Annotated in this window: 19 protein-coding genes and 1 tRNA gene; 12 read left to right on the top strand and 8 right to left on the bottom strand. The window is 74.4% G+C overall.

Annotated elements, in window-relative coordinates:
- Positions 1–25: 25 nt before the first annotated feature.
- The gene (locus tag ABD160_RS18455) at positions 26–688 is read right to left on the bottom strand and encodes an NAD(P)H-binding protein (protein WP_344024083.1); all 663 of its coding nucleotides are present in this window, start codon (positions 686–688) and stop codon (positions 26–28) included.
- 24 nt (positions 689–712) lie between these two features.
- Positions 713–1,165 carry a DUF4442 domain-containing protein gene (locus tag ABD160_RS18450; RefSeq protein ID WP_344024081.1) on the bottom strand — a complete coding sequence of 151 codons (453 nt, stop codon included), beginning with the start codon at positions 1,163–1,165 and terminating at the stop codon, positions 713–715.
- Between the two features lie 233 nt (positions 1,166–1,398).
- On the opposite strand from ABD160_RS18450, the gene ABD160_RS18445 reads away from it, so the two are divergent.
- The 3 genes from ABD160_RS18445 to ABD160_RS18435 all read left to right on the top strand — a co-directional run bounded on the left by ABD160_RS18445 (position 1,399) and on the right by ABD160_RS18435 (position 4,358).
- Entirely contained in the window at positions 1,399–2,427 is a 1,029-nt protein-coding gene (locus ABD160_RS18445) for an NAD(P)-dependent alcohol dehydrogenase (RefSeq protein ID WP_344024079.1), read from the top strand.
- 81 nt (positions 2,428–2,508) lie between these two features.
- Positions 2,509–3,576 (top strand): amidohydrolase family protein, encoded by a 1,068-nt coding sequence (locus ABD160_RS18440; RefSeq protein ID WP_344024077.1) that lies wholly within the window; start codon positions 2,509–2,511, stop codon positions 3,574–3,576.
- Complete coding sequence (locus ABD160_RS18435) at positions 3,576–4,358, top strand: iron-sulfur cluster assembly protein (RefSeq protein WP_344024076.1); 783 nt, start codon at positions 3,576–3,578, stop codon at positions 4,356–4,358. The genes ABD160_RS18440 and ABD160_RS18435 overlap by 1 nt, the downstream gene beginning before the upstream one ends.
- A 101-nt stretch (positions 4,359–4,459) precedes the next feature.
- On the opposite strand, the gene ABD160_RS18430 is transcribed toward ABD160_RS18435, so the two are convergent.
- Together ABD160_RS18430 and ABD160_RS18425 are read right to left on the bottom strand one after the other, a co-directional pair.
- Complete coding sequence (locus ABD160_RS18430) at positions 4,460–5,263, bottom strand: class I SAM-dependent methyltransferase (RefSeq protein WP_344024074.1); 804 nt, start codon at positions 5,261–5,263, stop codon at positions 4,460–4,462.
- A gap of 19 nt (positions 5,264–5,282) precedes the next feature.
- Positions 5,283–5,843 (bottom strand): hypothetical protein, encoded by a 561-nt coding sequence (locus tag ABD160_RS18425; RefSeq protein WP_344024072.1) that lies wholly within the window; start codon positions 5,841–5,843, stop codon positions 5,283–5,285.
- A 176-nt stretch (positions 5,844–6,019) separates the two neighbouring features.
- Between ABD160_RS18425 and ABD160_RS18420 the strand changes: the two genes are divergently transcribed.
- Together ABD160_RS18420 and ABD160_RS18415 are read left to right on the top strand one after the other, a co-directional pair.
- Entirely contained in the window at positions 6,020–7,231 is a 1,212-nt protein-coding gene (locus ABD160_RS18420) for a sensor histidine kinase (RefSeq protein ID WP_344024070.1), read from the top strand.
- Positions 7,228–7,905 (top strand): response regulator, encoded by a 678-nt coding sequence (locus ABD160_RS18415; protein WP_344024068.1) that lies wholly within the window; start codon positions 7,228–7,230, stop codon positions 7,903–7,905. Before ABD160_RS18420 ends, ABD160_RS18415 begins: the two co-directional genes overlap by 4 nt.
- A gap of 13 nt (positions 7,906–7,918) precedes the next feature.
- Here ABD160_RS18415 and ABD160_RS18410 read toward each other — a convergent pair whose 3' ends face one another.
- The 3 genes from ABD160_RS18410 to ABD160_RS18400 form a co-directional block, all read right to left on the bottom strand.
- A complete protein-coding gene (locus tag ABD160_RS18410; RefSeq protein ID WP_344024066.1) occupies positions 7,919–8,260 on the bottom strand; it encodes a TfoX/Sxy family protein in 342 nt (113 codons plus the stop codon).
- A gap of 52 nt (positions 8,261–8,312) precedes the next feature.
- Positions 8,313–9,467, bottom strand: a complete 1,155-nt coding sequence (locus ABD160_RS18405; protein WP_344024064.1) for a 5-methyltetrahydropteroyltriglutamate--homocysteine S-methyltransferase — start codon at positions 9,465–9,467, stop codon at positions 8,313–8,315.
- A gap of 99 nt (positions 9,468–9,566) precedes the next feature.
- Positions 9,567–10,349: an IclR family transcriptional regulator gene (locus ABD160_RS18400; protein ID WP_344024062.1), complete on the bottom strand. Its 783-nt coding sequence runs from the start codon at positions 10,347–10,349 to the stop codon at positions 9,567–9,569.
- A 51-nt stretch (positions 10,350–10,400) separates the two neighbouring features.
- On the opposite strand from ABD160_RS18400, the gene ABD160_RS18395 reads away from it, so the two are divergent.
- Positions 10,401–11,027, top strand: coding sequence for a nucleoside/nucleotide kinase family protein (locus tag ABD160_RS18395; RefSeq protein WP_344024060.1), 627 nt, complete (start codon positions 10,401–10,403; stop codon positions 11,025–11,027).
- Positions 11,028–11,178: 151 nt separating this feature from the next.
- On the opposite strand, the gene ABD160_RS18390 is transcribed toward ABD160_RS18395, so the two are convergent.
- Positions 11,179–11,261, bottom strand: a tRNA-Leu gene (locus tag ABD160_RS18390).
- Between the two features lie 220 nt (positions 11,262–11,481).
- Here ABD160_RS18390 and ABD160_RS18385 point away from each other — a divergent pair.
- The 6 genes from ABD160_RS18385 (at position 11,482) to ABD160_RS33345 (ending at position 19,603) form a co-directional block, all read left to right on the top strand.
- Entirely contained in the window at positions 11,482–12,801 is a 1,320-nt protein-coding gene (locus ABD160_RS18385; RefSeq protein ID WP_344024058.1) for an FHA domain-containing protein, read from the top strand.
- Between the two features lie 111 nt (positions 12,802–12,912).
- Positions 12,913–13,383 carry an FHA domain-containing protein FhaB/FipA gene (locus tag ABD160_RS18380; RefSeq protein ID WP_344024056.1) on the top strand — a complete coding sequence of 157 codons (471 nt, stop codon included), beginning with the start codon at positions 12,913–12,915 and terminating at the stop codon, positions 13,381–13,383.
- Between the two features lie 137 nt (positions 13,384–13,520).
- Positions 13,521–14,870: a PP2C family protein-serine/threonine phosphatase gene (locus ABD160_RS18375; RefSeq protein WP_344024055.1), complete on the top strand. Its 1,350-nt coding sequence runs from the start codon at positions 13,521–13,523 to the stop codon at positions 14,868–14,870.
- The gene (locus tag ABD160_RS18370) at positions 14,870–16,354 is read left to right on the top strand and encodes an FtsW/RodA/SpoVE family cell cycle protein (protein WP_344024053.1); all 1,485 of its coding nucleotides are present in this window, start codon (positions 14,870–14,872) and stop codon (positions 16,352–16,354) included. The genes ABD160_RS18375 and ABD160_RS18370 overlap by 1 nt, the downstream gene beginning before the upstream one ends.
- Complete coding sequence (locus ABD160_RS18365; RefSeq protein WP_344024051.1) at positions 16,351–17,820, top strand: peptidoglycan D,D-transpeptidase FtsI family protein; 1,470 nt, start codon at positions 16,351–16,353, stop codon at positions 17,818–17,820. The genes ABD160_RS18370 and ABD160_RS18365 overlap by 4 nt, the downstream gene beginning before the upstream one ends.
- Before the next feature lie 49 nt (positions 17,821–17,869).
- Positions 17,870–19,603, top strand: a complete 1,734-nt coding sequence (locus ABD160_RS33345) for a serine/threonine-protein kinase (RefSeq protein WP_425563631.1) — start codon at positions 17,870–17,872, stop codon at positions 19,601–19,603.
- Positions 19,604–19,641 lie beyond the last annotated feature (38 nt).

Here is a 19,641-nt window from a genome sequence, read left to right as displayed (position 1 = left end):
AGCATTCCCGCCCGGGCCGGATTTCTCACCCGCCCAGCGCCGCCACCGCGTCGGCCACCGCGATGTCACCCGAGCGCAGCTCCAGGGTGGACCCGATCGTGTGATCGGCGGTGAGCAGCGCGGCCAGCACGGCCGCCGTGTCGTCGCGGGTGATCTCGCCGCGCTCCAGCGGCGGCGGCACCAGCGCCACCTTGCCGGTGCCCGGGTCGTCGGTGAGCCGGTGCGGGCGCAGGATCGTGGCGGCCAGCCTGCGGTCGGCGCGCACGGCCTCCTCGGCGGCCTTCTTCGCCCGGATGTAGGCGGCCCACACCTCGCCGAGCCCGGGATCCGGCTCGGTGTCCACCCCGGTCGAGGAGACCAGCAGGTAGCGCCGGATGCCGGCGGTCGCGGCGGCGTCGGCGAGCAGCGTCGCGCCGTCCCGGTCGACGGTCTCCTTGCGCGCCGCGGTGCTGCCCGGCCCGGCCCCGGCGGCGAACACGACCGCGTCGGCGCCGGTCAGGTGCCCGGCCAGATCGGCGGCGGCGGTCGACTCCAGATCGGCGAGCACGCCGCTCGCACCGGTGGCGCGGACGTCGTCCAGGTGGTCGGGATTGCGCACGATCGAGCGCACCGTGTGCCCCTGCCCGGCGAGCAGGGTGGACAGCCGCAGCGCGATCTGTCCGTGTCCTCCGGCGATGACCACATCCATGACGGCGACGCTAGCGGCCCGGCGCTACCGGTGCGGCTTGAGCGTCCAGACGATCGTCATCGCACCGGTCTGCACGCCGTCCGCGTCGGTGATCGTGACGTCCACGGTGAACTCCGGACGGGTCCCGGCGTCCAGCTCGGCGAGCACCTCACCGGCCGGACGGGTCAGCACGGCCTCGGCCCGCAGGTCGCCCCTGGCGAGCTTGAGGTAGCGGATCTCGGACCGGACGACCAGCGGGACGGCCCGGTCACCGGCCGCCGCGAAGGCGGCCAGCCCGACCGCGCCGGACGCGGTCTCGCCGAGCCCGAACATCACCGCGGCGTGCGGACCGCCGACGTGGTTGTGCTGGTCCGGACGGTCCGGGAGGAAGGCCTCCACCCGATCGGTGCTGATCCGGCCGAAGGAGATCCCGGCGGTGGACACCCACGGGACGGCCTGCGTCATCGCGTCGGCCACCCAGCTCACGTCGTCTGCCATGCCCGCATGCTACTCACCGGTAACCACCTGCGAAAGCGGACCGTTTTGTCCGAATTATCGAATAGCGAGAAGGGACCCTCTTGTCCGCGGTCCGCGGCGGGGTTCTGATCGCTGTGACGGGTGGCACAGAGACCGCGGTCACCGACCGCAGCCGACGGGCCACGACAGGAACGCCGCGTAGTCCCACCACATCCGACGCGCACCGACGCGCGTCCGACCCAGGAGGTACCCGAGTGAAAGCCGTGCGGGTGCACGCGTACCAGCAGGATCCCCAGATCGACGACATCGCCGAACCGAAGATCCAGGGCCCCCTGGACGTCATCGTGAAGATCGGCGGGGCCGGTGTCTGCCGCACCGACCTGCACATCGTCAACGGCGACTGGGCCGAGATCCAGAACCCCGATCTGCCCTACGTGATCGGCCACGAGAACGCCGGCTGGGTGCACGCCGTCGGCGACGCCGTCACGAACGTGAAGGTCGGCGACACCGTCATCCTGCACCCCCAGCCGTCCTGCGGGCTCTGCCTCGCCTGCCGGTCCGGGCGGGACATGCAGTGCACCGGTGACGCGTTCTTCCCCGGCCTGTCCAGCAACGACGGCGGCATGGCCGAGTACCTGCGGACCTCGGCCCGGGCCTGCGTGAAGCTCGACCCGAGCACCAACCCGGCCGACGTCGCCGCGCTCGCCGACGCGGGCATCACCGCCTACCACGCGGTGCGCAAGTCGGTGCCGTTCCTCTACCCGGGCACCACCGCCGTCGTGCAGGGCGCGGGCGGGCTGGGCCACATCGGCATCCAGGCACTCGCCGCGCTGACCGCCACGAAGATCATCGTGGTGGACAAGAACCCGGCCGCGCTGGAGCTCGCCAAGAAGATCGGCGCCGACGAGACCGTGGTCGCCGACGGCAACCACGTCGAGGCCGTCCAGGAGCTCACCGGCGGCGGCGCGACCGTCACCTTCGACTTCGTCGCCGAGGAGGGCGCCGAGCTCGACGCCTGGGCGATGACCGGCCCGGCCGGCTACAACTTCGTGCTCGGCTACGGCGGCGAGTTCAAGGCCCCCACCCTCGACTTCGTCGCGGGCGAGAAGAACGTGATCGGCAACATCGTCGGCACCTACAACGACCTCGCCGAGCTGATGGTCCTGGCCCAGGCCGGGAAGGTCACCCTGCACACCGTGCAGTACCCGCTCGAGCGGGCGATCGACGCGCTGCACGATCTCGACGCGGGCAAGGTCCGCGGCCGGGCGATCCTCGTCCCCTAGGCCCCGATTCACACGTACGTACAAGACGGACGTCTTTCCTGACCACCACCGAACGGCGACGACGCCGGCGCAGGAGGAACCATGTACGAGAAGGATGGCGAGAAGTACTTCGTCGTCGACTCCCACTGCCACTTCTGGGACGCCTCCCGGGAGAACTGGCGCGAGGGTCGCGAGCAGTACGCCAAGGGCTGGATCGACTGCTTCTACGGCTACCACCAGCTGGGCCCGCCGGAGACCCACTGGGACTGGGAGAAGTACCTCAAGGTCTCGGTCGACGACTTCGAGCGGGACATGTTCGTCGAGGGCCACGTCGACTACGCGATCTTCCAGTCGACGTACCTCAAGGAGTGGTACACGAAGGGCTTCAACACCACCGAGCAGAACTCGGCGCTGCTGGAGCGGTTCGGTGACAAGGTCATCGTCAACGGGCGGTTCGACCCGCGCGAGGGTGACGAGGGCCTCAAGCAGCTCGAGGCCGACGCGAAGAAGTTCAACCTCAAGGGCGTGAAGCTCTACACCGCGGAGTGGAACGGCGACTCCCGCGGCTACAAGCTGACCGATCCCGAGGCGTACCGGTTCCTGCAGGCCGCGCAGGAGCTCGGGATCAAGAACATCCACGTGCACAAGGGCCCGACGATCTGGCCGCTGGACAAGGACGCGTTCGACGTCGCCGACGTCGACCACGCCGCGACCGACTTCCAGGGCCTCAACTTCATCGTCGAGCACGTCGGGCTGCCGCGCATCGAGGACTTCTGCTTCATGGCGGTGCAGGAGCCGAACGTCTACGCCGGCCTCTCGGTCGTCATCGGCGGCCTGATGCACGCCCGCCCGAAGTTCTTCGCCAAGGTGATGGGCGAGCTGCTGTTCTGGGTCGGCGAGGACAAGATGACCTTCGGCGGCGACTACAACATCTGGACGCCGAAGTGGCAGGTCGAGGGCTTCGTCGACTGGCAGATGCCCGACGACGACCAGTTCGCCGACTACCCGCGGCTCACCACCGACAGCAAGAAGAAGATCCTCGGCCTGAACGCCGCGAAGCTCTACGACATCCCGGTCCCGGCCGGGCTGGAGCTGCCGGACACCTCGGCCGACGAGGCGATGGCGCCGGGCGAGGAGCTCGTCGACAACAAGGCCGGGGCTCAGGCGTAATGGCCGGCGGACCTGCTGAGACCCTCGACGACACGGGCGCCGTCACCGGCGTCGTCGACCGGCAGGCCGTGTGGTCCGCGCTGGGGACGGTGCTCGATCCGGAGCTGGACGAGCCCATCACGGATCTCGACTTCGTCGAGTCCTGCACCGTCTCGCCCGACGGTCACGGCGGCAGCGTCGTGACCGTCGGGCTCCGGCTGCCGACGTTCTTCTGCGCGCCGAACTTCTCGTTCCTGATGGTGGCCGACGCCTACGACGCGGTCACGGCCGTCCCGGGAGTGAGCAGGGCGCAGGTGACGCTGGCGGACCACCACGCCTCCGACGAGATCAACGGCGGGGTCGCGGCGCACGCCGGTTTCGTGAAGTCGTTCGAGGGCTCGATCAACGGCGAGGCCGCTGCCGAGCTCGACGAGCTGCGGCACACGTTCCTGGCCAAGGCCGCGCTGGCCGGCCAGGACCGGGTGGCCCGGCCGCTGGTCGACGCCGGCCGCACCCCGGAGGAGCTGGCCGCGCTCACCCTCGGCGAGCTCGCCGGGACCGAGGCCGACACCGACGAGCTCACCCGGATGCGGCGCCGCCGGGAGACCATCGGCCTCCCGGCCGCCGACGACGCCCCACTGCTGGTGCACTCCGACGGGTCACCGGTGACGGTCGAACAGGTCCCGCTCCACCTGCGCCGGGCGCGGTTGCAGCGGGTCGGGATCGAGACCAACGGGGAGTACTGCAAGTCGCTGCTCAAGATCCGTTACACGGATCGGGCCCCGGCCGCCGCCGGGAGCTGAGCGGGCCGGCGGAACCGGACCCTGCCGGGACCGCCGACCACGTGGGCCGTGCCCCGCCGCCGGGGGCACGGCCCACGTGCGTGCCGGGCCCGGGGTGAGGCTCAGCCAGGGGTGGCGTCGAGCACCCGGACGGTGTCGACCAACCGGTAGCCCTCCCCCACCCGGAACGGCTCCAGCGCGGCCAGCAGCGCCTCGCGCACGGCCCCCGGCCCGGCCGACCGGGCGGCGTGCCTGCCCGGTCCGGACGCCAGCACCCCGGCGACCAGGTCGTCCGGGTCGGGATGGTCGGTCGGCACCCGGACGACGGCGATCTCCCGCACGACCAGCCCGGCCGTCCCGGCGAGCTTCGCCAGCCGCTCCGGGTCGGTCAGCGGCGGCGCCCCGGTACCGCTGCGGTCGGTTCCCGGGCGGACGACCGGTGCGGCACCGCCCGCCCCGGGGCCCGGTCCCGCACCGGCCCGCGGCGGGTCCTGCCGCGGGGCCGGGGCCGCCGCGGTCAGCGGGGCCAGTGCCGCGCCGATCACGGCCGCGTCGCACTCGTCCGGTGTGCCCCAGACGCTGGCCCGCACCGCCCCACCGGGGGCGCACACCCGCCCGGCCTCGCGCAGCGCCAGCACCGGGTTCGTCAGGTGCTCCAGCACCTGGACCAGGGTGACCAGGTCGAACGCGTCGTCGTCGAACGGGAGCTCGTGCGCGTCGCCGGGACGCAGGTCGGCGGCCGGTGCGGCCCGCTCCGCCATCGCCAGGGCACCGCGCTCGACGTCCACGCCGGACACGGTCAGCCCGGCCGCGAGCCCGGCCAGCAGCAGCTCACCGGCGCCGCAGCCGACGTCGAGCAGCCGGGCGCCGGGCGCGGCCCCGGCCAGTACGCGCTCGTGCAGGGGGGACGGGGTGGTCTCGGTCACGCTCGGACCGTAGCGGGCCTCAGCGTCCGGCCGCCGTCGACGAGCGGGCCGCCGCCGTCGACAGGGCCAGGAGCACGGCGGCCAGCACCGCGCCGCGCAGCAGGTTCCCGCCGAGCTGGGACAGCGGGACCAGCCCGATCAGGTAGACCGGCAGCAGCACCGCGAGCGGGCCCGGCAGCGTCCGCCCGCGCCGGGCCGCGACCGCCAGCCCGAGCAGGCCGACCAGCACCGCCGCGTTGGCGACCACCGCGAGCGGCCCGAAGAACGCCGGGTCCGAGCCGTTCACGTTCGAGACGGTGGTGCCGGACGCGAGCAGCAGGTTGCCCGCGACGAGCGTGCCGCCCGCCCAGCGCGCGCCGGTCAGCGCGCCGAGCCGCCACCACAGCGGGGCGGCGGCGAGCAGGGCGAGCGCGAACAGGGTGAGCACCGCGTGCACCCGGGCGTCGTGCACCCCGCCACCCTGGTCGCTCCGGGTCAGCTGCAGCACACCGACGACGGCTTCGGCGACGGCCGCCGTCGCCGCGGTGACGACGAGCGGCCGGCCGACGGTGCGGGGCGGGGCGGCGGTGGCGGTGGTCATGGGCGGTTCCCCTCGATCGGGCGGCGCCGCACCCGGCGCCGCGGACGACCACGAGCCTGTGCCGCCGCCCGGGGCGCCGGCGTCGGCCGCGGGCCGCGGCCGGGTCCACCGCGCGGCGCCGCCCGGTACGACCTGAGATGGACGACGGCGGGCCCGGACCGCCCTACGGTGATCCCGTGGACCCCGTCACCGCGCTCGCGCGATCGCCGGCCGGGCCCCGGCGCAGCGAGTTCCTGGTGACCGCGGGCCTGCTGCTGTGGGCCGTGCTCGAGGCGGTCGCCGCGCCCCGCCCGCTCCCGCTCGCGCTGGGCCTGGCGGCGGCCTGGTCGCTGCCGACGCTGTGGATGCGGGTGGCCCCGCTGCCGTCGCTGGCCTTCCTGCTCGGGACGTTCCTGGTGGACGCGCTGCTCGCCGGCGCCCCACCGGCCGGGGCGATGCCGTTCCCGACCGTGCTGCTGCTGACGTTCGCCTGCGGCCTGTGGGTGCGCCGGACCGCGGTGTCGGTGGCCGGCGGGGTGGCCGCGTCGGCCACCGTCCTCGTCGTCCAGCTGTTCGGCTACTACACCGAGACGGTCGGACCGCAGCTCGCCGTCGCGGTCTTCTTCGTCGCGGGCGCGTGGACCGCGGGCCGGTTGCTGCGCCGCCGGGCCGAGGACCTGGTCCGCGCCGAGCAGGACCGGGCGCGGGCGAGCGCGCTGGCCGACGCCGCCGAACGCGAGGCCGCCACCGCCGCGCGGGAGGCGGTGGCCCGGGAGCGGGCGGCGATCGCGCGCGAGCTGCACGACGTCGTCGCGCACGCCGTCTCGGTCGTCGCCGTGCAGGCCGGCGCCGCGCAGGACCTGGTCGGCACCGATCCGGAGCGGGCCCGCCTGCACATCGGCAACGCCCGGGACGGCGCGCGCCGGGCGATGGTCGAGATGCGGCGGATGCTGGAGGTCCTCGACCCCTACGACGAGACCCGCGAGGACCTCGCGCCGCTGCCCGGCACCGGCCGGATCGGCGACCTGGTCGCCGCCACCCGGGACGCGGGAACGCCGGTGACGCTGCACGAGACCGGGGACGCCGCACCGCTGCCGCCGGCGGTGGACCTGGCCGCGTACCGGGTGGTGCAGGAGTCGCTCACCAACGCCCGGCGGCACGCGCCCGGGATCGCCGTCACGGTGCTGCTCGAGCACGGCCACGACGCGATCGGGATCGAGATCCGCAACGGACCGGGCGGCCGGCCAAATCCGGTGTCCGGCGGGACCGGGACGACCGGTCGCGGCCTGCCCGGGATGGCCGAACGGGTGCGGGTGTTCGGCGGGACGTTGCGGGCCGGTCCGGACGACGACGGCGGGTTCACCGTCCGCGCGCGGCTCCCGCGCTCGACGACGGCGACCGCACCGTGAGCGCCCCGATCCGGGTACTGCTGGTCGACGACCACGAGCTCATCCGGTCCGGCCTGGCCGGGATGCTCGGCGCCCGGGACGGCATCGAGGTCGTCGGCGAGGCGGCGGACGGCGCGGCCGGGCTGGCCGAGGCGGCCCGGCTGATCCCGGACGTCGTGCTGATGGACGTGCGGATGCCGGTCCTGGACGGGATCGAGGCGACCCGGCGGCTGCGGTCGGCGCCCGGCCGGGCCCCGCGGGTACTGGTGCTGACGACGTTCGACCTCGACGAGTACGTCTACCGGGCGCTGCGCGCGGGCGCCGACGGGTTCCTGCTCAAGGACGCCCCGCCGGACCGGATCGCCGAGGCCGTCCGCACCGTGGCGGCCGGTGAGGCGCTGCTCGCACCGGCCCCGACCCGGCGGCTCATCGAGCGGTTCGTCGCCCGCACCGGCGCCGTGGACGCCGCCCGCGAGCGGCTCGCCGCGCTCACCGACCGGGAGACCGAGGTGCTGCGGCTGGTCGCCCGCGGCCGCTCGAACGCCGAGGTCGGGCTCGCCCTGTTCGTCAGCGAGGCGACGGTGAAGACGCACCTGACCCGGGTCTTCGGCAAGCTCGGCCTGCGCGACCGGGTGCAGGCCGTCGTGTTCGCCTACGAGTCCGGGCTGGTCGAGCCCGGGGGCACGGTCGGCTGAGCCCGGCCGGGCCTCACTTCGGCGGCAGCCCGCGCACGAACCCGACGCCCTCGGCCAGCCAGTCCGCGAGCTCGGGGCCGTCCAGGTCGTCCGGATCGGGCTCGCCGACCACCCGCAGCCAGCCGGTGAGCTCGCGGCCGTTCATCACCATCGGCGACGCCCGGGGCCTGCCCAGCAGCTCACCGGAGCGCCGCGGATCGACCCGCACCATCAGCCCGCCGGATCCGGAGACGGCCACCGCCATGTGCCCGCCGACCAGGAACGCGAGCCCACCGAACATCCGCCGCTCGGCCACCCGGGGCTCCGCGGCCAGGCCGGCGCGGATCCGGGCGGCGAGCCCCTCGTCGTAGGCCATGGCCGGAGTATGGCCCGGACCACCGACAGCGGACCGGATCAGCGGGCCGGGATCAGCGGCCCCAGACCTGCTCGGCGACCGAGACGATCAGCTCCAGCTTGCGCTTCTGGTCGTCCACGGTGAGCGCGTTGCCCTCCACGGTGGAGGAGAAGCCGCACTGCGGGGACAGGCACAGCTGCTCCAGCGGGACGTACTTCGCCGCCTGCTCGATCCGCTGCACGAGCTCGCCGGCGTCCTCCAGCTCACCGGTCTTGGTGGTGACCAGGCCAAGCACCACCTTCTTGCCCGGCGGGACGAACCGCAGCGGCTCGAAGCCGCCGGAGCGCTCGTCGTCGAACTCGCAGAAGAAGCCGTCCACGGCCAGCTCGCCGAACAGCGCCTCGGCGACGTGGTCGTAGCCGCCCTCGGCAGCCCAGGACGACCGGTAGTTCCCCCGGCACATGTGCGTGGTGACCTGCAGGTCGGCCGGCCGGTCGGCGATCGCGGCGTTGATCTGGCGGATGTAGCGCAGGTGCTGGGTCTCCGGGTCGTCGCCCTTCGCGGCGAGCTCGGCCCGGTGGTTCGGGTCGTTGAGGTAGGCCAGCGCGGTGTCGTCGAGCTGCAGGTAGCGGCAGCCGCGCGCGTACACCGCGGACAGCTGGTCGGCGTAGGCCGCCGACAGGTCCGCCCAGAACGCCTCGACCCCGTCGTCGCCGGGATAGACGTCCTGGTCGATGACCGCCCGCCCGCCACGCGCGTAGACCATGCTGGGCGAGGGGATGGTGAGCTTCGGCGTCGCGGTGGTGACCTGCGACGCGAGGTGGTCGAACGCCGTCGCGAAGATCGGCTCGGCGAGGTGCACCCGGCCGTCGACGGCCATCCCGGCGGAGGTGAAGTTGTTCTCCCCGGAGGAGTTGCGCATCTTCACCTCGACCCGGCCGTCGGTCTTGGTGATGCCGCCGAGCGCGTAGATGAAGTCCATGTGCCACGAGGTGCGGCGGAACTCGCCGTCGGTCGCGGAGCGCAGCCCGACCGACTCCTGCAGGGCGACCACGTCGGTGATCGCGGCGTCCTCGGCGGCGCGCAGGCCGGCGTCGTCGAGCGTGCCCGCGGCGTGCTGCTCGCGCGCCGCCAGCAGCTCCGGCGGGCGGAGCAGGCTGCCGACGTGGTCGGCCCGGAACGGCGCGGTGTCGGTGGGTGCCTGCGAGGACTGCGCTGTCTCCGTCATGCCCGCGAACGTATCGCCGGGTGCGCATGCCCGCCGACCCGACTTCCGGAATATGGAAGACCGGTCGACGGGCCGGGGCCCGCCGGGCCGCGGCCCGGTTCAGCCGGACGCCGCCACCCCCGGCGCGGCGGCGAGGTGCCGGGCGAGCGGCCCGGCGGCCTCGCGCACCGCCTGCTCCAGCTCCCAGCGCCGCCCCGCGAAGTCCGCCCGGCTGACCAGCACGGCCAGCGCCGCGGCCCGCTCCGCCGGTACCGCGACCGCCAGCCCGGCGCGCCCGCGGGCGTGCTCCTCCACCTCGACCGCGACCCCGGCCGAGCGCACCCGCAGCAGCTCCCGGTCGAGCAGCCTGCGGTCGACCAGCGTGTGCGGGGTCAGCGGGGCGAGTGGCCCCGGGCCGAGCACCTCGGCGAGCCGGCCCGGCTCCAGCCCGGCGAGCAGCACCTTGCCCGGCGCGGTCGCGTGCGCGGGCAGCGGCTCCCCCGGCATCGCGCCGGGGCCGGGATGGGCCGCGCAGGTCTCGGTGTGCGCGACCACGACGTCGTCGGACCGCAGCACGGTGAGCACCGCCGCCGCGCCGATCCGGGTGTGCAGCTCGGCGAGGATCTCCCGGGCCGGTTCGGGCGGCGCGATCCGGTCGGTGATGCCGCGGTACAGCCCGACCACCCGGTAGCCCAGCCCGTAGCCGCGGGCCGCGTGCAGCCGGACCAGGTAGCCCTCCTCGACCAGCGTCCCGAGCAGCCGGTACGTGGTCGGCAGCGGCAGCTCCAGGCGGCGGGCGAGCGCCTTGGCGGTCACCCCGTCGCCGGCCTCCGCGACGGCCTCCATCACCCGCAGCGCGCGGCGCAGCGCCACCCCGGCCGCGGTGGAGGACTCGGAGACCACCGGCCTAGTCTCGCCGCCGGGACCGATCGGCACCAGCGACCGGGAGGACGAGTGGCGGGTGGCTTCCGCCCGGTGGACCGGACCGGGCTCGCCGGGTACCTGGCGGACCGGCTCACCGACCGTCCCGGACGGCTGCGGGTGCTCCTCGACGGTCCGCCGCCGGCCGGTCCGCTCCCGCTGGCCCGCGCCGTCGCCGAGCTGCTGCGCGCCCGTGGCCGCGACGCGCTCGCCGTGGACGCCGACGACTTCCTCCGCCCGGCCTCGCTCCGGCTCGAACGCGGCCGCACCGACACCGGCATGTTCCTGGACGGCTGGCTGGACGAACCGGCGCTGCGCCGCGAGGTGCTCGGGCCGGGCGGCCCGGACGGCTCGGGCCGGGTGCTGCCGCGGCTGCGGGACCGGGTGCGGGACCGCGCGTTCCGCGCGGAGCCGGTGCCGCTGGCCGACGGCGGCGTCGTGCTGCTGGCCGGCGGGCGGCTGCTCGGCCGCGGCCTGCCCGCCGAGCTGACCGTGCACCTGCGGATGGGCCGGGCGGCGCTGGAGCGGCGGCTGGGTCCCGACGACGCGTGGACGGCACCCGCCTACGCCCGCTACGACGCCGAGGGCGACCCGGGCGGGCAGGCGGACGTGCTCGTGATGGCCGATCATCCGGACCGTCCGGCGCTGCGGGACGCCTGACCGGCGCACGGCGGCACCCGGCCGGACGGGCCGCGGTGACGCAGCGTGGAGCCTGGACCGGACGGAACCGGATCGGGTGAGCTGCGATACCGATCGCGCGATGGCGATCGTGACGCCCGGGGAGGAAGATCTCCACCAGGAGGTGAAAGTGTGGGCGAGGAGGGAGTTGAACCCTCACGTCCTTTCGGACACACGGACCTGAACCGTGCGCGTCTGCCATTCCGCCACTCGCCCTGAGCGACAAGGGAAAGTTAGCACCCCGTCCGGAGGGGCCGTGCAGGGGGGGTCCGCGCGGGGGTCCGCGGATGCGCCGCGCAACCGGCAGGGGTACATCGGAGGGAGGACCGCGGAGACGCCCGCGACCGGTTCGGTCGGGCGCCGCCGGGTCCTCCGGTTAGCACAGATACGATCGGCGACACATCACCGACACGCCGATGCGGACGGAGGAGATCATTTGGGCCGCGTGGATCGCTTCGAGCGCCGTCTTCAGGGGTTCGTGGGCGATGCGTTCGCGCGGGTCTTCGGAGGCAGCGTCGTCCCACAGGAAGTCGCACAGGCGCTGCTGAGGGAAGCCGAGGACAACGTGGAGCAGCTCGCCGGGGGTCGCCTGCTGGCACCCAACCGGTTCACGGTGCTGCTCAGCCCCAGCGATCTCGACCGGATGGCTGGCGACGAGGACGGGGTCGTCCGATCCCTGTCGTCGCACGTGGCGAAAGAACTCACCGACCAGGGATGGGACACCTACGGTGAGGTCGTAGTCTTTCTGGAGCGCTCCGAGGCGCTGCACACGGGACAGTTCCGCACCCGCTCCGCTGTCGACCCCGACGCTTCCCGTCGGGCCGCCACCAGAGCACGCACCGCAGGAGAAGCACCCATGAGCCAGCAACCGGGCCACCCCGAGGACAACGGGCAGTACGGATACGACCGGGGCGCCCCCGGCGGATACGGCCAGCAGACCTACGCGCCTCCGGGGTACGACCAGGAGCAGGGTCAGCAGGGCGGCCAGTACGGCCAGCAGCAGGGCGGGTACGACCAGTACGGCCAGCAGGGCTACGGCCAGCCCCCGCAGCAGGGGTACGACCAGTACCAGCAGCAGGGTGGCGGGCAGTACGGCCAGCAGCAGGGCGGGTACGACCAGTACGGCCAGCCCGGCTACCCCCAGCAGGGCGGCTACCCGCAGCAGGGCGGGTACGCGGACCCGAACCAGGGCTACGGCGGCGGCTACCCGCAGCAGCAGCCCGGCTACCCGCAGCAGGGCTACGAGCAGGGTTACGACGGCTACGGCCAGCCCCAGGGCGGCTACGGCCAGCCGCAGGGCTACGCCCAGCCCGGCTACCCCCAGCAGGGCGGCTACGACCAGGGCTACGACGGCGGCTACGGCCAGCCGGGGTACGGCCAGCAGCCCGGCTACCCGCAGCAGGGCGGCTACGACCAGGGCTACGACGGCGGCTACCCGGCCCAGGGCGGCTGGGGCGCACCGCAGCAGCTGACCGCGATGCTGATCCTGGACGACGGGTCGAACCGCAACTACCAGCTGACCGAGGGCACCCACGTCATCGGGCGCGGCCAGGACTCCAACTTCCGGCTGCCGGACACCGGGGTCTCCCGCCGGCACCTGGAGGTCACCTGGGACGGCCAGGTCGCGACCCTGAACGACCTGGGCTCCACCAACGGCACCACGGTCAACAACTCGCCGGTCCAGTCCTGCCAGCTGACCGACGGCGACGTCGTCCGCGTCGGGCACTCCAGCCTGGTCTTCCGGACCCAGGGCTGAGCGCCCCGCGAGGGCACGTCAGACTGGACGACGGACGGCATCGGCCGCCCGCCCGGCGTTGATCCGGGCGGGCGGTCCGTGCGATAACCGCGAGAAGGGCGAACGGGCGAAGTGCCGGAACTGGTGCTGCAGCTGACCAGAGGTGGCTTCCTGGCTCTCCTCTGGCTGTTCGTGCTGCTCGCGCTGCAGGTGGTCCGTTCGGACCTGTACGCGGCGTCCGGCCTCAAGGCCGCGGTCCCCGGGCGGGGCGGTGGCCGGGGCGGCCGGGTCCGCGGCACCGGCCGCGGCAAGGTCGCCCGCCAGCTGCTGGTCACCCAGGGCCCGCTGGCCGGCAGCCGGATCACCCTGGACTCGCGGCCGATCCTGATCGGCCGCGCCGACGACTCCACGCTCAAGCTGGACGACGACTACGCCTCGACCCGGCACGCCCGCATCTCCCAGCAGGGGGACGACTGGTACGTCGAGGATCTCGGGTCGACGAACGGCACGTATCTGGAGCGGGCTAAGGTCTCCGGGCCCACCCGGGTCCCCCTGGGGACGCCGGTCCGCATCGGCAAGACGGTGATCGAGCTCCGATCGTGACGCGCTCGGACTGCAGATGAGCGAACGACCATGACGAAACCGCCGCGACCCTCCGCTCCCCCGGTGCCGCGGCCGCTCGACCGGTCCCGCGGCGCGGGATCGCCCCGACGTGCCCCGACCGAAGCCGGAGCCGCCCCGTGACACTGGTTCTGCGCTACTCGGCCCGCAGCGACCGCGGACTCGTCCGGCAGAACAACCAGGACGCCGTCTACGCCGGTCCGCGGTTGCTCGCGCTCGCGGACGGCATGGGCGGGCACGCCGCCGGCGAGGTCGCCTCCTCGCTGGTGATCTCCGCGCTCGCCCCGCTCGACGACGACGTGCCCGGCGACGACCTGCTCGCCGATCTGCGCGACGCCACCCACGACGGGAACGACGCGATCTCCCGGCACGTCGCCGAGGCCCCCGACCTGGAGGGCATGGGCACCACGCTGACCGCGATCCTGTTCGCCGGGTCGCGGCTGGGCATGGTGCACGTCGGCGACTCGCGCTGCTACCAGCTGCGCGGCGGCGAGTTCGCCCAGATCACCAAGGACGACACCTTCGTCCAGTCGCTGATCGACGAGGGCCGGATCACCGAGGAGGAGGCGCACACGCACCCGCAGCGCTCGCTGCTGCTGCGCGCCATCACCGGCCAGGACGTCGAGCCCTCGCTGTCGATCCGCGAGGCCCGCGCCGGGGACCGGTTCCTGCTCTGCTCGGACGGCCTGTCCGGGCCGGTCAGCGACGAGACCCTGAAGCAGACCCTCGAGGACTACCCGGACCCGCGCGAGTGCGCCGACCGGTTGATCGAGCTCGCGCTGCGCGGTGGCGGGCCGGACAACATCACGTGCATCGTGGCGGACGTGGTGGACGTGGACTACGCCGACGACGCGCCGATCATCGGCGGCTCGGCCGGTCGCAACCCGCGCGCGGGCGACGGCGACTACCAGCGCGACGAGCGGGTGCCGCACTCCTCCGCGCAGCGCGCCGCGGCGACGACGCTGCCCCGGACCGAGCCGGTCCGGCTGGAGCCCGCCCGCACCGAGGAGCCGCGCCGCCGCCGCGGGCTGCGGACCGTGCTGGCGCTGCTGGCGGTGCTCGCCGTGCTGGTCGCCGGCCTGTTCATCGCCCGGGCGATGGTGCTGCAGCAGTACTACGTCGCCGTCGACCAGGGCCAGGTCGCCATCTACCAGGGCGTGCGCGGGAACGTGCTGGGCGTGCCGCTGCAGCGGGTCGCGGAGCGCTCGGACATCGCGCTCGACGACCTGCCGCAGCCGGTGCGCAGCCAGATCGCCGACGGCATCCTGTCCGACGACGGCGAGGCCGGCGCGCGGGAGACCGTGGACCGGCTGCGCGAGCGGATGCTGCCGCTCTGCTCGACGCTCAACCCGCCGCCCGCGCCGGTGGTCGTCGCACCGCCCCCCGAGCCGGGGGCCCCGCCGGTGACCACCACACCGTTGCCGACCGTGACCCCCGAGCCGGGCCGGAACTGCCGGCTCGACGGCTGATGGCCAGGGAGGGCTCCGTCGCGGAGCCGACCACCCCGACCGGCCGCGGGATCGAGCTGCTCATGCTCGGCCTGGCCGCGGTGCTGACGACCGGCGCGCTGGTGCTCGTCGAGGCCAACCAGGAGCAGTCGCTCACCACCGACCTGCTGTTCGTCGGGCTCGCCTACCTGGTGCTGTTCGCGCTCGCCCATCTCGCGGTGCGCTGGCTCGCCCCGTACGCCGATCCGCTGATCCTGCCCTCGGTCGCGCTGCTCAACGGCATCGGCCTGGTCATGATCCACCGGCTGGACCTGGCCCGGGCGGCCCGCGCCGAGCTGCTCGGCCGGGAGGCCCCGTCCGGGCTGATCGGCGCGCAGATGACCTGGACGGTCGCCGGGCTGAGCCTGTTCGCGCTGGTCCTGTTCTTCCTGCGCGACCACCGCACGCTGGCCCGCTACGGCTACACCGCCGGGTTCGTCGGCCTGGTGCTGCTCGCGCTGCCGGGCATGCTCCCGTCGTCGATCTCCGAGGTCAACGGCGCGAAGCTGTGGATCCGCATCCCGGGCGGCCCCGGCATCCAGCCGGGCGAGTTCGCCAAGATCCTGCTGCTGATCTTCTTCGCGGCCTACCTGGTGCAGAAGCGGAACCTGCTCTCCACCGCGGGCCGCCGGTTCCTCGGCATGGAGCTGCCCCGCGCCCGGGACATGGCGCCGCTGCTCGCCGCCTGGGGGCTGTCGGTCGGCGTGCTGGTGTTCCAGCGCGACCTGGGCAGCTCGCTGCTGATCTTCGGCCTGGTGCTGGTCCTGCTCTACACCGCCACCGAGCGGATCTCCTGGATGGTCATCGGGCTGTCCGCGTTCGCCGTCGGTGCGGCCATCGCGTACCAGCTGTTCGGCCACGTCCGGGTGCGCGTGCAGATCTGGCTGGACCCGTTCGCCGACTACGAGGGCGGCGGGTTCCAGCTGGCCCAGGCGCTGTTCGGGCTCGGGACCGGCGGGGTCGGCGGGACCGGGCTGGGCGCGGGCCGACCGGATCTGGTGCCGTTCGCCGAGTCCGACTTCATCTTCTCCTCGCTGGGCGAGGAGCTGGGCCTGATCGGGCTGGCCGCGATCCTGATCGTCTACCTGGTGCTGATCACCCGCGGCCTGCGCACCGCGCTGGCGGTGCGCGACTCCTACGGCAAGCTGCTGGCGACCGGCCTGTCGTTCTCGATCGCGCTGCAGATCTTCGTGGTGATCGGCGGGGTGACCAAGCTGATCCCGCTGACCGGCCTGACCCTGCCGTTCCTGTCCTACGGCGGGTCGTCGCTGCTGGCGAACTACGCTCTGGTGGCGATCCTGCTGCGCATCTCGCACGTCGCCAGGGCGCCGCTGCCCAAGCGGCCCGCGCAGCCGCGCGCCCCGATCGCCGAGGCCAGCACCGAGCTCGTCCGGCGGCCCGGCGGCAGCGGCGGCGGGAACGGAACCAGCCCGACACCCGCGTCCCCGGAGAGGAACGACCCGTGAACCGCCCGGTCCGCCGCGTCGCCCTCGCCGTGATGGTGATGATCGTCGCGCTGCTCGCGAACATCACCTACGTGCAGGTCGTGATGGCCGGCCAGTACCGCGACGACCCGCGCAACCAGCGCTCGCAGATCGACGAGTACTCGCGCCAGCGCGGCCAGATCACCGCGGGCAGCGAGGTGCTCGCGCAGAGCGTCGAGTCCGGCGGCCGGCTGCGCTACGCCCGCGAGTACCCGGCGGGCCCGGCGTTCGCCCCGATCACCGGCTTCCTCTCGACGGTGTACGGCAAGGGCGCCCTGGAGCGCTCCGCCGACGAGGTGCTCAACGGCACCGACGACCGGCTGTTCGTCCGCCGGATGTCGGACCTGATCACCGGCCGGGACCCGGCCGGCGGGAACGTCGTCACCACGATCGACCCGGACGTCCAGCGGGTCGCCTACGACCGGCTGAACGACCAGGGGTTCACCGGCGCCGTCGTCGCGCTGGAGCCGCAGACCGGGGAGATCATCGCGATGGCGTCCACGCCGTCGTACGACCCGAACCGGCTCGCCGCCGCCGACGCCGACGAGCAGCAGGCCGCGTGGCGCGAGTACAACAACGCCGACCCGAACCCGCTGACCAACCGGGCGATCAACGAGATCGAGCCGCCCGGGTCGACGTTCAAGCTGATCACCACCGCGGCCGCCCTGCAGAACGGCTACACCCCGGAGAGCCGGCTGACCGCGGCCCGCAACATCCAGCTGGCGGACTCGACGACGACGCTGGAGAACTACAACGGCTCGGCCTGCGGCAGCGGCGAGACCGCCTCGCTTGCCGAGGCGCTGGCCCGCTCCTGCAACACCGCGTTCGCCCAGCTCGGCGAGGAGCTCGGCGCCGACGCGCTGCGCGCCCAGGCCGAGGCGTTCGGGATCGGCGGGTCGAACCTGCAGATCCCGATGCCGGTGACCGCCTCGCAGGTCGGGCCGATGGAGGACACGCCGTCCACCCAGCAGTCCGCGATCGGCCAGCGCGACGTCCGGCTGACCCCGATGCAGCTGGCGATGATCGGCGCCTCGATCGCGAACGGCGGCCAGACGATGGCGCCGCACCTGATCCGGGAGATCCAGAGCCAGTCGCTGGACGCCGTCGACACCACCGAGCCGGACCGGCTGGCCCGCGCGGTGCCCGCCGACGTCGCCCGGACGCTGACCGACCTGATGATCGGCTCGGAGGACCGCACGCAGGGTGGCGGCAAGATCACCGGCGTGCAGATCGCCTCCAAGACGGGCACCGCCGAGCACGGCACCGACCCGAAGAACACCCCGCCGCACGCCTGGTACGTGGCGTTCGCCCCGGCCGAGAACCCGCGGGTCGCGGTCGCCGTGCTGGTGGAGAACGGCGGCAACCGGGCGCAGGAGGCCACCGGCGGGTCGATCGCCGCGCCGATCGGCCGGGCCGTGATCGCCGAAGCCCTGCGGGACGCCCAGTGAGCCCGGGTCGCGCCGGGCGCCCGGCACGGCGCAGGCCCCCGGCGGCGCCGTGAGCGCGCTGGCAGCCGGACAGCTGATCTCCGATCGGTACCAGCTGGACCGGCGGATCGCGGTCGGCGGGATGGGCGAGGTCTGGGAGGCCTCGGACACCCGGCTGGGCCGCAGCGTGGCCGTCAAGGTGCTGAAGTCCGACCTGTCCGACGACCCGGAGTTCCTGCACCGGTTCCGGATCGAGGCCCGCACGGTCGCCTCGCTCGACCACGGCGGCATCGCGTCGGTGCACGACTACGGCGAGGACGACGCCCCCGGCGGCGGCGGGCGGACCGCCTACCTGGTGATGGAGCTCGTCCGCGGCGAGCCGCTGTCGACCCGGATCGGCCGCGGGCCGATCCCGGCGGACGAGGCGCTCGACATCCTGGAACAGGCCGCCCGCGCGCTGCACGCCGCGCACGAGCGCGGCTTCGTGCACCGCGACGTCAAGCCCGGCAACATCCTGCTGCGCACCGACGGCATCGTGAAGCTCACCGACTTCGGCATCGCGAAGGCCGCCGACGCCGTCCCGGTCACCCGGTCCGGCATGGTCATGGGCACCGCCCACTACATCGCGCCGGAGCAGGCGTCCGGCGAGGAGGCCGGCCCGTCCGGGGACGTCTACTCGCTCGGCGTCGTCGGGTACGAGTGCCTCGCCGGGGTCCGCCCGTTCCGCGCGGAGAGCGCCGTCGCGGTGGCCATGATGCAGGTCCGCGACGAGCCGCCGCCGCTGCCCGGCGAGATCCCCGAGCGGGTCCGCGAGCTGATCGCGTCGGTACTGGTCAAGGACCCCACCGAGCGCTACGCCGACGGCGCCGAGTTCGCCGACGCGGTCGCCGCGGTGCGCCGCGGGCACCGGCCGCCGCCGGCCGGCATCCCGGCACCCGCCGGCGACGCCCCCGGGTTCCGCCGGGACGACGAACAGCACGATCCGGCGCCCCGGCACGGCAGGCGCGAGCCCGGCCCGGACAGCGGCCGGGTGCCCCGCTCGCCGCGGCACGGCGTCGACCAGGACCCGGGTGCCGCCGCCGAGCGGGACCGGCCGGCCGGCCGGTCCCGGTCCGGTCCGGCCCACCCCGCTCAGGCCGGCTCGGGCCAGGCCGGCTCGGCTCAGACCGGCTCGGGTCAGGCCGGCTCCGGTCAGGCCCAGGCGGGGCAGCCGCCGTCCGGGCCGCAGCAGCGCCCGGTCACCGACCCGTCGGCCCGCCCGCCCGGACCGCCCTCCGGGCCGCAGCAGCGGCCCGGCTCCGGGCCGCTGCCGGTGCCGCCGCCCGCCCAGCCCGGCTCGCCGCCGTACGGGGCGCCGGTCCGCGGGCCGCAGCACGCGGTGCGGCCGGCCGGTCCCGGCCGGCCGGGGTACCCGGGGCACGAGCAGCCGGGCCGGCCCGGCCCGGCGACCCCCGGGCCACAGCGGCCGGTGCCGTCCCGGCCCCCGGTGCGCAGGCACGACGGCGCGGACCGGCCGGTCGAGCAGCACCCGTCGGGCCCGCTGGACCTCACCCCGCGCCGGTCCGGGCGGGCGAAGGCCTGGCTGGCGGTGCTGTTCGTGCTGCTGACGGTCGCCGCCGTGCTGATCGCCGTGATGATCCTGCGCGAGACGTCGCCGGGCGGCGACCGAACCGGCTCGCTGGGCGTCGGCCCGGGTACCGTCGCCGAGGCCGCCGGGCCGGAGGCGGACCGGGCGGGACCGGCGGGCGACCGGGCCCCGCTCGCCGCCGCGCCGTCCCGCGGGAGACCGGAGGTCCCCCGGTGACCCCACGGAACGGACGGTCCGGCGCATGTGACGACCGC

The sequence above is a fragment of the Pseudonocardia kongjuensis genome (assembly GCF_039526905.1).
Taxonomy (GTDB): Bacteria; Actinomycetota; Actinomycetes; order Mycobacteriales; family Pseudonocardiaceae; genus Pseudonocardia; species Pseudonocardia kongjuensis.
This window is presented reverse-complemented; position numbering and strand designations above follow the sequence as displayed.